13 protein-coding genes are annotated in these 14,831 nt (G+C 38.9%); 2 read left to right on the forward strand and 11 right to left on the reverse strand.

The genetic code is table 11. The annotated features are described in order from the left end of the window. Positions 1–75 precede the first annotated feature (75 nt). From BI291_RS10605 to modA, 5 genes are all read right to left on the reverse strand, one after another. Complete coding sequence (locus BI291_RS10605; protein WP_074498739.1) at positions 76–918, reverse strand: HDOD domain-containing protein; 843 nt, start codon at positions 916–918, stop codon at positions 76–78. 111 nt (positions 919–1,029) lie between these two features. After that, positions 1,030–2,706 carry a M28 family peptidase gene (locus BI291_RS10610; RefSeq protein ID WP_074498740.1) on the reverse strand — a complete coding sequence of 559 codons (1,677 nt, stop codon included), beginning with the start codon at positions 2,704–2,706 and terminating at the stop codon, positions 1,030–1,032. A 244-nt stretch (positions 2,707–2,950) separates the two neighbouring features. Further along, positions 2,951–4,045, reverse strand: coding sequence for a molybdenum ABC transporter ATP-binding protein (gene modC / locus BI291_RS10615; RefSeq protein WP_083602005.1), 1,095 nt, complete (start codon positions 4,043–4,045; stop codon positions 2,951–2,953). After that, the gene (gene modB, locus BI291_RS10620; protein WP_074498802.1) at positions 4,038–4,745 is read right to left on the reverse strand and encodes a molybdate ABC transporter permease subunit; all 708 of its coding nucleotides are present in this window, start codon (positions 4,743–4,745) and stop codon (positions 4,038–4,040) included. Before modB ends, modC begins: the two co-directional genes overlap by 8 nt. 14 nt (positions 4,746–4,759) lie before the next feature. Continuing rightward, positions 4,760–5,500, reverse strand: a complete 741-nt coding sequence (modA, locus tag BI291_RS10625) for a molybdate ABC transporter substrate-binding protein (RefSeq protein ID WP_074498741.1) — start codon at positions 5,498–5,500, stop codon at positions 4,760–4,762. Between the two features lie 214 nt (positions 5,501–5,714). Here modA and BI291_RS10630 point away from each other — a divergent pair, with 214 nt between their 5' ends. Then, positions 5,715–8,399, forward strand: coding sequence for a CHASE domain-containing protein (locus BI291_RS10630; protein ID WP_083602006.1), 2,685 nt, complete (start codon positions 5,715–5,717; stop codon positions 8,397–8,399). A gap of 44 nt (positions 8,400–8,443) precedes the next feature. Here BI291_RS10630 and BI291_RS10635 read toward each other — a convergent pair whose 3' ends face one another. Beyond that, positions 8,444–9,343 (reverse strand): LysR family transcriptional regulator ArgP, encoded by a 900-nt coding sequence (locus BI291_RS10635; RefSeq protein ID WP_074498742.1) that lies wholly within the window; start codon positions 9,341–9,343, stop codon positions 8,444–8,446. Positions 9,344–9,452: 109 nt separating this feature from the next. Here BI291_RS10635 and BI291_RS10640 point away from each other — a divergent pair, with 109 nt between their 5' ends. After that, on the forward strand, positions 9,453–10,055 hold the full coding sequence (locus BI291_RS10640) for a LysE/ArgO family amino acid transporter (protein WP_254849562.1): 603 nt from the start codon (positions 9,453–9,455) through the stop codon (positions 10,053–10,055). Between the two features lie 46 nt (positions 10,056–10,101). Here BI291_RS10640 and BI291_RS10645 read toward each other — a convergent pair whose 3' ends face one another. The 5 genes from BI291_RS10645 to BI291_RS10665 all read right to left on the reverse strand — a co-directional run bounded on the left by BI291_RS10645 (position 10,102) and on the right by BI291_RS10665 (position 14,616). Next, complete coding sequence (locus BI291_RS10645) at positions 10,102–10,470, reverse strand: YciI family protein (RefSeq protein ID WP_074498743.1); 369 nt, start codon at positions 10,468–10,470, stop codon at positions 10,102–10,104. Between the two features lie 105 nt (positions 10,471–10,575). Beyond that, the gene (locus BI291_RS10650) at positions 10,576–10,950 is read right to left on the reverse strand and encodes a DUF1428 domain-containing protein (RefSeq protein ID WP_074498744.1); all 375 of its coding nucleotides are present in this window, start codon (positions 10,948–10,950) and stop codon (positions 10,576–10,578) included. A 61-nt stretch (positions 10,951–11,011) separates the two neighbouring features. Further along, positions 11,012–11,416 carry a VOC family protein gene (locus tag BI291_RS10655; protein ID WP_074498745.1) on the reverse strand — a complete coding sequence of 135 codons (405 nt, stop codon included), beginning with the start codon at positions 11,414–11,416 and terminating at the stop codon, positions 11,012–11,014. An 86-nt stretch (positions 11,417–11,502) separates the two neighbouring features. Beyond that, entirely contained in the window at positions 11,503–12,753 is a 1,251-nt protein-coding gene (locus BI291_RS10660) for an RNA polymerase sigma factor (protein WP_074498746.1), read from the reverse strand. A 231-nt stretch (positions 12,754–12,984) separates the two neighbouring features. Continuing rightward, positions 12,985–14,616: an alpha-glucosidase gene (locus tag BI291_RS10665; protein ID WP_139302603.1), complete on the reverse strand. Its 1,632-nt coding sequence runs from the start codon at positions 14,614–14,616 to the stop codon at positions 12,985–12,987. Positions 14,617–14,831: the final 215 nt, after the last annotated feature.

Here is a 14,831-nt window from a genome sequence, read left to right on the forward strand (position 1 = left end):
TCATTTACCTGCAAATGTATAATAAACAGTGCACTTAATCATACCAATTAAAATAAAACATTACTTAACAATAAGTTACCGAGTAAAGTGTTTAGCATCCATAATCGATAATATATGTTCAGCTTCTTGGCTGGCAAAGTCAGCAGCTAAGTTTAAATCGTCGGTTGAAATGCCCAAGCTTTGGCATAGTGATTCATCAATCGTGTCATCATAACTAAAGCGGTCAGGATGAGCATCAACAAGTGCCAAGCGTGTTGCTAAATAAAGCACTTTAACATCTTTATTAATTTGAATATCTTGTGCTTCATTGTAGTGTCGAATAGGTAGAATAATCTTTTCCGGTATTTGCCAAATCTTTAATAACTCTGCAGATATTTCAGTATAGGTAAACCCCAAAGTTTGTTGTTGAACCATCCACGGTAAGTGTTCAGCATCATAATTTTCACACGTTTTAGCAAGTTCCGGTGATACTTTCGCAACAATTAATTCACCAAAGTTTTGCAATAAGCCTGCGACAAATAAACGTTCTATATCGCGAATTCCCGCTTTAATCGATAAATTTTTTGTCGCTAATCCACAAAAAACACTCATCCGCCAAAAGCGTTTTAAATCTATCGCTTGGTTTGAAAAGTGCTTAAAGGCAGAGGCGGCAACATCAACGAGCATCATGTTATAAATAGCTTGTGTGCCTATTATCGTAATAGCTCTTGAAATAGTGCTAACTTCACCTGGAAAGCTGTAAATTGCGCTGTTCGCTATTTGCAATAACCTTGAAGTCATCGACGGATCAACACTGATCACATTAGCAAAGTCTTCAATACATGAAGATTCATCTTCCATTAATGCTTTAACCTTGAAACATGCGTCAGGTAAAGCGAACGAACCGTTCGCTTGTATTGCATAATCATGAGCGTTCATACACAGCCTTTATTTATTATTGTCACATATGAGTGTAACGCGTTTATTTAAGGGTTGAAAATAAAAAACGTGGCAATAGCCACGTTTTTAGCACCTTATAATTTGTACTAATTATTGTGCAAATGTTTTACCGAAGAAATCACCTTGGTTCCATGCTGGACGTTTATCACCATTGGCAATTTCTAAACCAATCATCATGTTTACTTCGGCAAAATCAGCCGCAGCATCCCAACGAATCGGTAAATCAATTTGATCACTGTGTTGGTGATAATGGTTTTTTAAGAAATCTTTAAACATTTTGCCACCATCAATATTTGGATCTTTTGATTTAAAGCCTGTCATCAAGAACACCGATGGAATGCCTGCTTTTACAAAACTGTAATGGTCGCTGCGTGTAAATAACGCTTGTTCTGGCATTGGATCCGGGCTTAAGCTAACATCAACTTTACCAGCCGCTGACTCAACAATTGGCCCTAGACTAGAGTGGGTTGAACCAAAGGCAATCACATCAGCAAAAGGGTATAAAATTAATGGCATATCTAAGTTTACATTCGCCACCATTTGCGTACCTGGAACGGTAGGGTTATTGGCAAAATAAGAAGAACCTAATAAGCCTTTTTCTTCACCGGTTACTACCACAAACAATACTGAACGTTTAGGCGCTGGTTGTGACGCTAACAAACGCGCCGTTTCTAATAAAATAGAGACACCTGACGCATTATCTAATGCACCATTATTGATGCTATCAACCTCTTCGCCTTCTTCATGATCAACATGATGTTTACTCACACCGATATGATCTAAATGCGCAGAAAAAACCACATACTCATTCTTTAATTTTGGATCGCTACCTTCCAAAGTCGCAACAACATTCGGACTAGTAATTTCTTCATGACGAGATTTTTTCGCCATCGTTACCTTGCTGTTTAACGCAAAGCCTTTTACAGCTTCATTATTGGTATCTTTTTCAAACACCGACTCTAGTGATTCTGCAGCACCTTCAAACAATACAGCTGCTGCTTCATGATTAATGTAAGCCCCGCCTTTAATCGATTCATATACGCCATTTGGTTTACCATCTTTACCAACCCAGCTTAATCGAGGTGCACTCGCATACTTTGCTGAAACAGAAAAGTCGCGGACTTTATTACGTTTTGGTGTGTGTACTGTAATAAACCCTACTGCGCCACGTTCAGCTGCGTGACGAATTTTTTCACGTCCTGAACCAATATGAGCACCTTCTTCTGACGGTAAGTCATGTGGGCGACCGGTTAAGGCAACAACCACTTTCCCTTCAACATCAATGTTTTCATAATCATTGTAGCCAAAGTCAGATGCGATAATACCGTAGCCGACAAACACAGTGTCAGCTTGCACAAATGATTCTTTTTCAATTGAAGAACCAGAAGCTAGAAACTCATCCTTAAACACTAACTCTTTCGTACCTGATGCAGTTTCAACGGCTAAGGTTGCAGAGCCTTCTTCTAGAAACGTTTTACGAAACGTTACTTGTTGTTCAAACGTATCGTGATCACCTTGTGGTTGTAACCCTATTTGCTTGAAATTTGAGATAACGTAATTTGCCGCAATTTGATAACCAGTGCTGCCAGTGTCACGCCCTAACAGCGTATCATCAGCTAAAAATTCAACGTGGGCTTTAATACGTTCTGCATCGACTTGTTCAGGTTGTACTGAAACAGTTGTTTCTTGTTTTGCCTCTTGTTGACCGCATGCTGACAACATCGCAAGTGATAATAGACTTGCTGAGGTAAGGTGTGTAAGTTTCATAAAATACTCTTTGGGCTTTTTAATTATATAATTTATTCACGACCGCAGGTTGCGATTAGCTAATCACTATAAAGGGCATTGCAAAAAAAAACCAGACCAAGCCGACGTATGTTTTTGTTGATTGGTCGATTGCTATACAGTCTTAATACCGATCCAATCAATTAAATGGTCATGATGTAATTACGCTAAATATATTTCATCAAATGATTGTTGGGTCGAGCATCACTATTGATGAAACGGTTATTTAACGCACAATCGCGGTCGACTTTACTTGTAACCACACATGATTACCCGGAGATAATGCTAAGTTTGCAATGGATTTTCGTGTCAGTTGCGCAATGAACATACTATCGCCAACACATAATTGCACTAAGGCCATTGCTTGTTCTGCTTGTTCGTTGATAGCGACAACATTCGCAGCTAAACGATTTAAAACACTCGAGTCATCAAGACATGTATTAGTAACACTAATATCGGAAGCCTTCACCTGAACACGAACTGTTTGATTAAGGTTAAAATCGTTATCAGGAAGCCATAAATCGCCACCAGAAAACTCAAACTTTGCCAACCGCCACTGAGGCTCAAACGCAACAATTTTCCCTGATAAAACTACCCCTTTATCTTGCCCTAACGTTACGTCTAAACGTGAAAACACTTCAAAAACGCTACCCTGTGCACTAATTTTCCCTGCATCTAATACTAAGACATGGTCAGCAAGACGCATGATTTCATCTACCGAATGGCTGACATAAATAATGGGAATTTTCACGACTTTCGTTAATGTTTCTAAATAGCTCAGAATTTCTGCTTTTCGTTTTCCATCCAATGAGGCAAGAGGCTCATCCATTAATAATACCGTTGGTTGAATAAAAATAGCGCGAGCAATAGCAACACGTTGCTTCTCACCACCTGAAAGCTGCGCTGGGTACCGTGTTAATAAAGGTTCAAGTGCAAGTAATTGAATCACCTCGTTATAGTGTGTTTTTGAAACGGGTGAGTCAGCACGTTTAAGTGCGTATTGTAAATTCTTGATAATAGTTAAATGATCAAACAAGCTCGGTTCTTGAAACACATACCCTATGGTGCGTTGATGGGCAGGCAAAAAAATATCCCCTTGCTGCCAAACATGTTGATCAACCACTATCTGTCCTTGTTGGCACTTTTCCAACCCTGCAATTAAACGCAGTAACGTTGTTTTACCGGAGCCTGAATGACCAAATATAGCCGTTACGCCGCGAAAAGGGATTGAAAAATCAACGTCTAATACAAAGCTGTCATGCTGTGTTTTCTGCGTTCTGAACAATGAAAATTTTGCTGATATCTGTGGACAGTTAGTCATTAGACGATTGTCCTTTCGCTAAAAACACATTCGAGTTCGAACGACGTTGCACTGTATGTAACAGCAACAACACCGCAAAAGAGAAGAGTACCATGGTTAATGATAACGTGTGCGCTTGGGTGTATTGCAAAGCTTCAACGTGATCATAAATTTGCACTGAGATCACTTTTGTTTCATCTGGAATGTTACCACCAATCATCAAAACAACACCAAATTCACCAACGGTATGTGCAAAACCTAATACTGCAGCACTGATAAAGCCTGGTTTTGCTAAAGGTAAAACGACCGTAAAAAATTGTTCCATTGGCCCAGCCCTCAATGTTGCTGCAACCTCTACAGGTCGTTTACCAACCGCCTGCATTGCATTGTGAATTGGCTGCACCACAAATGGTAACGAATACACCATAGACGCGATCACCAATCCCCAAAAGGTAAAAGGTAATATACCAAGGCCAAGCATTTGAGTGAATTGGCCAATAACGCCATCAGGCCCCATTGTGATCAGTAAGTAAAAACCAATAACTGTGGGCGGCAACACTAAGGGCAAGGTAACTAATGCATTTACAACGGCTTTAAGCCGACTGCTTGTATGCGTTAACCACCACGCAATAGGAGTGCCGACAAGTAATAATAATACAGTAACTGTAGTTGCCAGTTTTATCGTTAGCCAAATAGCACCAAAATCTTCAGCTGAAAGCATTGTGTTTGTTAACCTCAAAAAGTCTCGTAGCCATAAGCCTGAATTATCTTTTTGGCTTCATCTGTGTGCAAAAATGTCCAAAAAGCCATTGCTGCTTTATTCGTTTTGCGTTTCATTAATAATACTGCATCTTGATTAATAGGTTCGTAAAGCGAAGGAGGAATTTGCCATACTTGTCCACTCACGTTACTCGTTATCAATTGAGATTGTGCCACAAACCCTATATCAACACTGCCATACGCAACAAAACTATATACTTGACTAATGTTTTCTCCCATCACCCATTTTTTTCTCGTTGCATTTGCCAATGACAACTCCACTAGCACTGATTTTGCAGCTGCGCCATAAGGGGCCAATTTAGGGTTTGCAAGTGCAATTTTATTATATTGACCACCCATTAATACTTCAGATACTGTTTTAACTGAATAACGTTTATTCGACCATAACAGCAACTTACCTTGAGCATAGGTAAAGCGGTGCTCTGCTGTTGCTAATCCTGAAGAAATAAGAGCGTCTGGTTTTGCTTGATCAGCAGAAAAAAAGATATCAAAAGGTGCGCCATGAGATATTTGCGCGAAGAGCTTTCCCGAAGAACCATAAGACGCTTTTATGAAATAAGGAGAGTTAGCTTCAAACGCTTCAATAAGCGACTTCATCGGTAAAATAAAATTAGATGCAACGGCAACTCTTGCTTGTTCAGCCAATGCCGAGGCAGTGAAAAACAAGGTAAGGAGTAAGGTAAGAAATAATTTCATCAGGGCATTTAACTTGAAAAGAAAGATGGTGGCAGAATATCAACATAAATTCAATTGGCATCAGCTTATCAAATTGGTAAAACAATATTGCTAACTCAAGCCGACAATATATACTTGAAGAAGCATGAGTGCGCAATAATGCACGTATGTTTTACCTATTTATTATTTACAACGTGCAAAGAATTTTCCGTACACACTTAACATTTACCTAAAATTGAAAATATTTGAGGGTTTAATTCTGTCATTATTTAAATTAAGTTTTACTAAACAGCAATATCTATTTAGTTGTTTTATTATTATTTTTGGACTTGTATTTTCCACTTACCAACAATTTAGTCATGAAGAGAAGATTGAAAGCCAAATTCAACAAGCATTAAAAACACGATTAAACTTTATTACTAATGGCATTATAGAAAGGCTCGATCATTATGCCTTAGGTGTAGCTAGTTTACATTCAACAATTCTTTCGCACGACCCTAGCTACATTACTCATAAAACAATTCATACCTTTAGTAACGCCCAAACCTATCCAGAGAGATATAAAGGTGCCCGTGGTTTTGGCCTTATCAAACCTGTAACGATACAACAAGAATCACAGTTTACTGAGCAAGCTAACCAAGACAGACCTGATAATAAGTTTTCTATCAAGTCGTTAACTCCCCATGATAAAACGCGTTATATTATTCAATATATTTTTCCTGAATCTGTTAATAATAAAGCGATTGGATTAGACGTTGGTTCGGAAAAAAATCGCAGAGTTACTTTAGAAAATGCAGCGCTAAATAATCAAACGACTTTAACGGCTCCTATCACACTAGTGCAAGCCACTGGAAAAGTAGAACATGGTTTTTTATTAGTCAAACCAGTGTATCACAACAATAGCATACCCAAGTCAGTCAAGGAAATTGAAGATACGATTTATGGTTGGACCTACGCCCCTCTGCTGATCGGTGAAATTTTAGCCACAGTGACACAAGTTGGTGATGATCTCCTAGCCATTAGCGACACTACAGATAAAGTGCCTTTTTACCAAGCCCAGGCTGAAAATTTAACTAGTATGCAATACATGGCTAAAACAGTGCCCATTTATGGTCGCACATGGGAAATTAAGTTATTTTCGACCGAAAAGTTTTTGCAGAACTTAAATTTACCCCATCAGTATTTAGGGTTAATGACCGGTACCATATTCACTTTGGTAACACTATTATCGTACTTTTTATTACACTTAGCTTTGCAACGAAAAGCACAACTTGCCCAATATCAAATTGATCTTGCCAAAGCAAGAGAAGAAAAATTAACACTGACCAACTCACAATTATCTACAGCTGTAGCAAATAAAACCGATGAACTGATACAAGCTAACTTGCTTAACGATAGTATTTTAAAAAATGCAGCGTACGCGGTCATTGCAACGGACAAAACAGGGATAATTCAAGTATTTAATCCTGCTGCAGAAAAGTTGTTAGGGTACCGTGCTGATGAGCTAATCAATACACATTCACCTGCTATTTTTCACCTTGAACGTGAAGTTATTGCCAAATCTATTGAGCTCTCAAAAGAACTAAATGAAGATATTACACCAGGGTTCGAAGTATTTGTCGTGAAAACTAAATACGTCGAAATAGATACCAACCAATGGACATATGTCAGTAAGTCAGGCCAGCATATTCAAGTACGACTCAGTGTAACCTCTTTAGCGAATTCAACCTCAGAATCGTTAGGTTACTTAGGAATAGCGTACGATTTAACGGAAACGTTACAACATGAGCACGAGCTAAAAGAAGCAAAAATAAAAGCTGAACAAGCATCCATCGCAAAATCAGAATTTCTTGCTAACATGAGTCATGAATTACGCACCCCTTTAAACGGTGTTTACGGTACGATTCAATTATTAAAAGAACAAGACTTTGACGCTAATAATAAAAAGCTCATCTCAACCGCTTATCATTCAACTAAATCTCTCATTACGATTATCAATGATATTCTCGACTTTTCGAAAATTGAAGCGGGTAAGCTTGAATTAGAAAATGAAGTATTTAAGCTACCTGTTTTGATGGAACAATTAAATTCTGAATTGTCACTGTTACTTCAAGGTAAAAATATTAACTTAAGCTTTAATAACCAAGTTCAAGACGAATGTTGGTTGGGCGACATCGTTCGTATTCGGCAAATATTGATTAACCTAATTTCTAATGCGATTAAATTCACCGAGCAAGGTTCAGTAAGCGTTTCTGCACGTGAAGATCATACCAAGGGTATTGTATTTACCGTCAAAGATACCGGTATTGGTATTGATCAACAAACGTTAAAGCGTTTATTTAACCGTTTTGAACAAGCAGATAGCTCTACAACACGCCGCTTTGGCGGCACAGGTCTTGGTTTACCCATATCAGATAAATTAGTGAAGCTAATGAAAGGCTCTATCGATGTAGAAAGCGAGATCAATAAAGGTACAACTATCGCTGTAGCCTTGCCTTTAACAGCTGTTACTGGTGACAAATCCACCACAGTGACACTTGATACTCTCTACCCTGATATGCATGATAAAACCATACTCATTGCTGAAGATAACAAAATAAATCAATTGGTTATTTCTAAAATGATGAAGCCTACCAATGCTAATATTGTTATGGCAAATGACGGTGTTGATGCGATTAATAAATTTCATATTTGCGCCCCAGACTTTATTTTTATGGATATACAAATGCCAGAAATGGACGGCTTAACCGCTTGTAAAAAAATAAAGGCAGAGGCACCTGAACAACCCATCATTGCTTTAACCGCTAACGCGTTGAAAAATGAACAAGACTTATATCGCCAATATTTTGATGGCTACTTATCAAAACCCTTAGAAAAAGATAAATTAATAAAAGAACTTAACAGGCTATTGCGTGAATAATTATTCTGCGATGAAAAACAGGAATAGCATATACGCCTATGCCACTATTTATCAGGTTGAAATAAACGTAGCGAAGATACGGTTAATGCTTGTGTTCTCAACGCTTTTAATTGTGGGGCTTCTGATTGCCAATAATGCCAATATAAGGGTACATCAATAGAGTATTCATCTCCGAGGATAATAAGTTTATTTTCGGCAAGTGCATCAACACACTGCAACTCAGGTAACATGCCATAGCCAACCCCTGCGATTAACGCTTGTTTAAAACCCTCTGGACATGGCAATAAATGTACAAAATCAGTATCGCTTTTTACAACATCCGCCAAAAATTGATGTTGTAAGTTGTCATTTTCATCAAAAATAAGACACGGGCATTTGACTAAGTCTTGAGCGACATTCACTTTGTATTTGGATAAAAACGCCGGAGATGCTACGGCTCGATAACGCAACATACCTAAGTAACTCACTTTTCCGCCATTAATCGCGTTAGGCTCTGAAGAAATACATGTCATCACTTCGCCAGACTTCATCTTATTAAGCACAACAGATTGATCGTCAACCAGTAATTCGAATTTCACCTGTTGTTGATCTAAACCATTTAAAATACTTAACGCTTCTGGCAACCAAGTAGCTAATGAGTCTCGATTGGTTGCTAGGCGTATAGTGATTGGCATCGCACTAGCTGCAGTATCGGCAAGTGAGTCTATATTTAACTCCATTTCTAATTGTAAAACCTGTTGAAAATGGTTTAACAAACGTATTCCTTTACCCGTCGGTTTTGGCGGTTTTGATCGTATTAATACTGGCTCACCTAAAAGCAATTCGAGCGACTGTATTCTTCTACTTATCGCAGATTGGGTAATAAAAAGTTTGTTTGCCGCCCTTTCAAAACCACCTTCATTGACTATCGCGTGAAGTGCTTCTAGCAATTGATAATCCATCATGATTATTACTCATGTATCAACAGTATTATTCATTATGATAATAATTAAATTTACGTATGATGCAAATATAAACTTACTAATTGAGTGAATAAAAACTCATGGAATTAATATGTTGTCTTTTTTCTCAGGGATAATGCTTGGCTTAAGCCTTATAATAGCCATTGGCGCACAAAATATTTGGGTACTTAGTCAAAGCATGGCGGGTGCAAATCGTCTAGCATTAGCCGCCGCATGTATTTTTTCCGACGTATTACTCATTATATTAGGGGTATATGCCGCAAATGAAATTAAAGAACTTTTACCCGCTATAACCCCCTGGCTTACCTATGGCGGTGTACTCATGTTGATCTATCTAGCAGGAGGTGCAGCCTATAGAGCTTATCAAGGAAGTTCAGGGTTAAATGCAGCAAAAGCGAATGCCCATCACTGGAAAGTTACCGTCACACAAACATTAATGATCAGTTTCTTAAACCCTCATGTATATTTAGATACTGTTGTACTACTTGGTAGTATCGGCGCATTACAACCTTCACCTCAAATGTTTGCTTTTGGTGCATGTATAGGCTCAATTATTTGGTTTATCACACTGACTGCGTTTTCTCCAACATTAAAACGCTGGCTTAGCTCGACAACCAAGTGGCGAATATTCGATAGTCTCATCGCTATTATCTTATTATTTATGGCGTATCAATTACTTAATTTCATCCATTAATTTGCAAAAAACGTGAATGAATCATTAACGTTTATCACTTCATTATTTATCTGTCATTATTATCATGTTTTAGCTCGCGAACAGGCCTTACTTCAACAGTGCCGTAACGAGCAGGAGGGATTTTTTGTGCCAATCTAAGTGCATCATTCATATCTCTGGCTTCAAGCATATAAAAGCCGGCTAACTGTTCTTTGGTTTCAGCAAAGGGTCCATCGGTGATCAAAGGCTTTTCATTGCGAATACGCAAACTCAATGCCGTATCCGTTGTCATCAAAGGCGCACCATCAATAAAGTGACCGCTAGCCGATAAGCCTTCTACGCAAGCGATGCACTCTTGATTTAAATCATCCCACTCTGTCTGTGATAACTTCTCCATCTTAGTTTCATCATAATAAACTAAACATAAATATTTCATGAATTGCCTCCTATTGTGTCTCAATAATACTCAAGTAATAACATTTAGGGCTAAGTAACATAGGGAGGAAGCCTATCGACTCCCCCTATACAACAACCGTAAATGTTAAGATTGATTCATGGTGATCATTGGCACAAATCCACCATAAATAAGCCGCATGCCATCAAAAGGCATAGGGTTTTCTTCCATGTTCATCTTTGGATCGGATTTCATTGCTGCTTCCATTTTTTCCATGCCAGCATTACGTGTTTCTTTGTCAGGCCACTCAATCCAAGAAAACACGATCTGTTCATCAGCTTTAGCTTTAACCGCTTGACGAAAGTCTGTTTGTTTTCCATCAGGGACATCATCTTCCCAACATTCCACAACACGTATCGCTCCCCACTCAATAAAAGCGGCATCAAATGCTTCAGCGTGTGCTTTAAACTTTTCTTTATTCACTTTAGGTACTGCTGCTACCATGCCATCAATATAGGTCATTCTTATTCTCCTTTTCTTAGGGTTTGTAAATGTTTATAAATCAGCGCTAACGTTTACCTTATTATTCAGCCGCTGCTGCTGGATCCATCCACATAGCTTCCCAAACATGTCCATCAAGATCGGTAAAAGCACGGCCATACATAAAGCCAAAATCTTGCACTGGATTGACATCTGCGATACCTCCGCATTCATGAGCAGTTTTAAGCATTACATCAACACGCTTCTTATCAGTTAATGACAAAGCTAGCATCACTTCACTAGAAGAAATTTCTGGGATAGGACGTTGCGTAAAGTGTCGCCATTTTTCATGCGTCAATAGCATGACATGAATATTTTCACTCCACACCATACATGCTGCAGTGTCGTCGGTAAATTTCGGGTTATTATCAAAGCCAACTGCTTGATAAAATTTTATCGCTGCTGATAGATTGGCTACAGGTAGATTGACGAAAATCATCGATGTCATTTTTTACTCCTTATGTGTTTATTTTAAGTGTTTTAAAGAGTAGTCGTATAAGGCCTTAAAATTTCGACACACCACATAAAAAATAATTAAAGCGTTGCCATTCTTTTTTCGATAAAGCGTTTTTCGGGGGCTTGTTGAGTTAAATCTAAAGCGCGTTTATATGCGGACAATGCCGCATCTTTTTGCGCAAGTTGTCGATATAAATCCGCCTTTGCAGCGTAAAGTAAATAATAATGTTGTAATGCTTTATGATCTTCTATTGCTTCTATTGCCTTTAAACCGGCAATGGGACCGTCTCGCATCGATAGCGCTACCGCATGATTTAACGCATAAACCGGTGAGAAATTTATTGATAAAAGTACTTGGTATAATCCAGTAATTTCAGCCCAATCAGTCTCTTTAAAGCTAGGCGCTTCACAATGTACGGCAGCGATAGCTGCTTGCAATGTATAGGGATCAGCTTGCCCCATTGATAATGCTTTTTTTACGAATTGACACCCTTCTGCTATTTGCGGCTGATCCCATAAAGTACGGTTTTGCTCTTCCAAAGAAACAAGTTCGCCGTGCTCATCCATACGCGCTTTTTTACGGGCATCGTGAAGTAGCATTAATGCTAATAAGCCAATAATTTCTTTTTGTGGCATTAATGCCGACAGTAGCCTCGTTAACCGAATAGCTTCTAAGGATAGTTCTGTGCATGTAACGTCATGACCAACAGTTGCCGAATAGCCTTCATTAAATAATAAATACAAAGCAGCTAGCACCGAATGTAATCGTTCTGGCAGCAAATCAGTATCAGGTACTTCATATGGTATCTGCAATTCGCGAATTTTATTTTTAGCTCGAACAATACGTTGGGCAAGAGTAGAAACTGGAATTAAAAATGCCGCGGCTATCGCTTCCGTTGTTAAACCACATACTTCTCTGAGTGTTAGTGCAATTCTGGCCTCTATTGCTAACGCGGGATGGCAGCAAGTAAAAATCAATCGCAGTAAGTCATCTTCAATAACCTCTGGCTCTTCAAAGGGGGCGGTTTGCACCACGTCATCAGGTATCGTTGAAGTGAGGTATCTAGAGAAACTGTTATTTTTACGAAGCTTATCTATCGCTTTAAATCGCCCTGTTGAAATTAACCATGCGCGCGGGTTATTAGGCACACCATCTTTTGGCCATTGCAATAAAGCTGCCGTGAATGCATCTTGTAACGCTTCTTCCGCTAAATCAAAATGACCATTCAATAAACGCATAAGCGTTGCCAATACAGCACCTGACTCACGCTGATAACATGAGGTGATTTCTTGCTCAACTGTTAGCCCTGTTTGTTTAACATTGATCATAATTTAAATACTGTTTTTTGCACTTTAAATAGGCATATGCTCTTTGATGCATGCTTAAATACGAACAAAAACTATACCACAAAGTTCAAGAGGTTCTCGCGTTTGTAGGCAACAAAGTATTAAAAATCGGCCGCTAATACCCCACGTTCTGGTGTCATTAAGGCCTGATGATAAACACAAAAAACCACCGAACAATTAAGTACGATGGTTATTTATTAACGAAATATAAAACTATTGAGCGAGATAGGCTATTTGATAAGGCGCTACCGTAACAGTTGTATGCTGCTCATTCGTTGAAATATCAGCGGCTAAAAAGCCATGACCTTCCGTTAGGTGACAAGCTGAAGAAGGTAAATCACACGTAATTGTCTTGGCAGAAAAGTTAGCAATAACATGTATCGTTTTCCCCTCATATCCACGTGTAAACACTAACTTATCGTCACTACTTTCTATAAAGTTGATATCACCATATAGCAGAGGTGATTGACTTTTACGCCAGCGTAAAAAGGTTTGATAAGCATTCAATACCGACGAGGGTTGGTTTTGCTGCACTGACACAGCATTTTCTTGATGCGCGTCGCTTACCGGTAACCACAAGTGATCACTTTGTGAAAAGCCCGCATTGGTTGCATCAACTGACCAAGGTATTGGTGTTCGACAACCATCCCTACCTTTAAAGGTAGGCCAAAAAGTAATGCCGTAAGGATCTTGTAAATCTTCATAAGCAATGTCGGCTTCCGTTAAACCAAGTTCTTCACCTTGGTAACTACAAACACTGCCTCGTAGCGAAGCAAGTAACGCATTAAACATTTTACTTTGTGCTTCGCGGTTTTCATCAGTCCCCCATCGGGAAGCAACGCGCATCACATCGTGATTACCAATGGCCCAACAAGGCCAACCGTCAACTAACTTATCTTCTAGTGCTTCAACGGTTTGTCGAATATAGCGAGGGCTACCATCAGGTGTTAATAATTCAAAACTATACGCCATGTGTAATCGTTTATTTCCTTGGGTATAGTCAGCCATAGTTTGCAACGAATCTTCGGAAGATATTTCACCTAACGTCACTACATTTGGGTATTTATCCATTAAGTGACGTATATCTTCCATAAACGCAATATTTTCTGGTTGGGTATTATTGTAGTAATGATATTGAAAGGCATACGGATTATCTTCACTAAACCCTCGGCCTTTTCTATCTTCAGGCGCTTTTGCCGGATTATCACGTAACTGTTTATCATGAAAGCAAAAATTTATCGCATCTAAACGAAAGCCATCTACGCCGCGTTTTAGCCAAAATTCAACATTTTCAAGTACAGCTTTTTGCACATCAGGGTGATGAAAGTTTAAATCAGGTTGCGAGGTAAGAAAATTATGTAAGTAGTACTGTTGACGTCTAGGCTCCCATTGCCAAGCACATCCACCAAAGATAGATAACCAGTTATTGGGTGGCGTACCATCTTCTTTAGCATCAGCCCACACATACCAATCTGCCTTTGCATTCGATTTATTTTGACGGCTTTCAATAAACCAAGCGTGTTGATCAGAAGTATGACTCAATACTTGGTCTATCACGACTTTAATGTCGTACTCTTTCGCTTTGTTCATTAAGCGATCAAAATCATCCATATTACCGAACATCGGATCAATTTCTCGATAGCTACTAATATCGTAACCGAAATCTTTCATCGGTGATTTGAAAAACGGCGAAATCCAAACCGCATCTACGCCCAAGCTTTTAATATAGGGGAATTTTTCAACAACCCCAGCAAGATCACCGATACCATCATTGTTGGCATCCATAAAACTGCGAGGATAAATTTGATATATTACGGCGCCACGCCACCAAGGTTGAATTTCCATACAAGTCCAATCTACGTTATTTTATAATATTCATGTGGCTTACAGTATTAAGTGCAGTGGCCAGTCACGATTAATCGAGACCCTGTAAGCATAAGTAGCCCCTTGATTTAGTGCAATGCTACTGCATACGTATGCATGGTTAATCCATGCCTGAATTGTTATGCATACGTATGTAACCTTTATACTTGTCGCTGAGATCTTTGTACTATCAATAC

This window comes from Thalassotalea sp. PP2-459, assembly GCF_001913705.1.
Lineage (GTDB): Bacteria > Pseudomonadota > Gammaproteobacteria > Enterobacterales > Alteromonadaceae > Thalassotalea_C > Thalassotalea_C hakodatensis.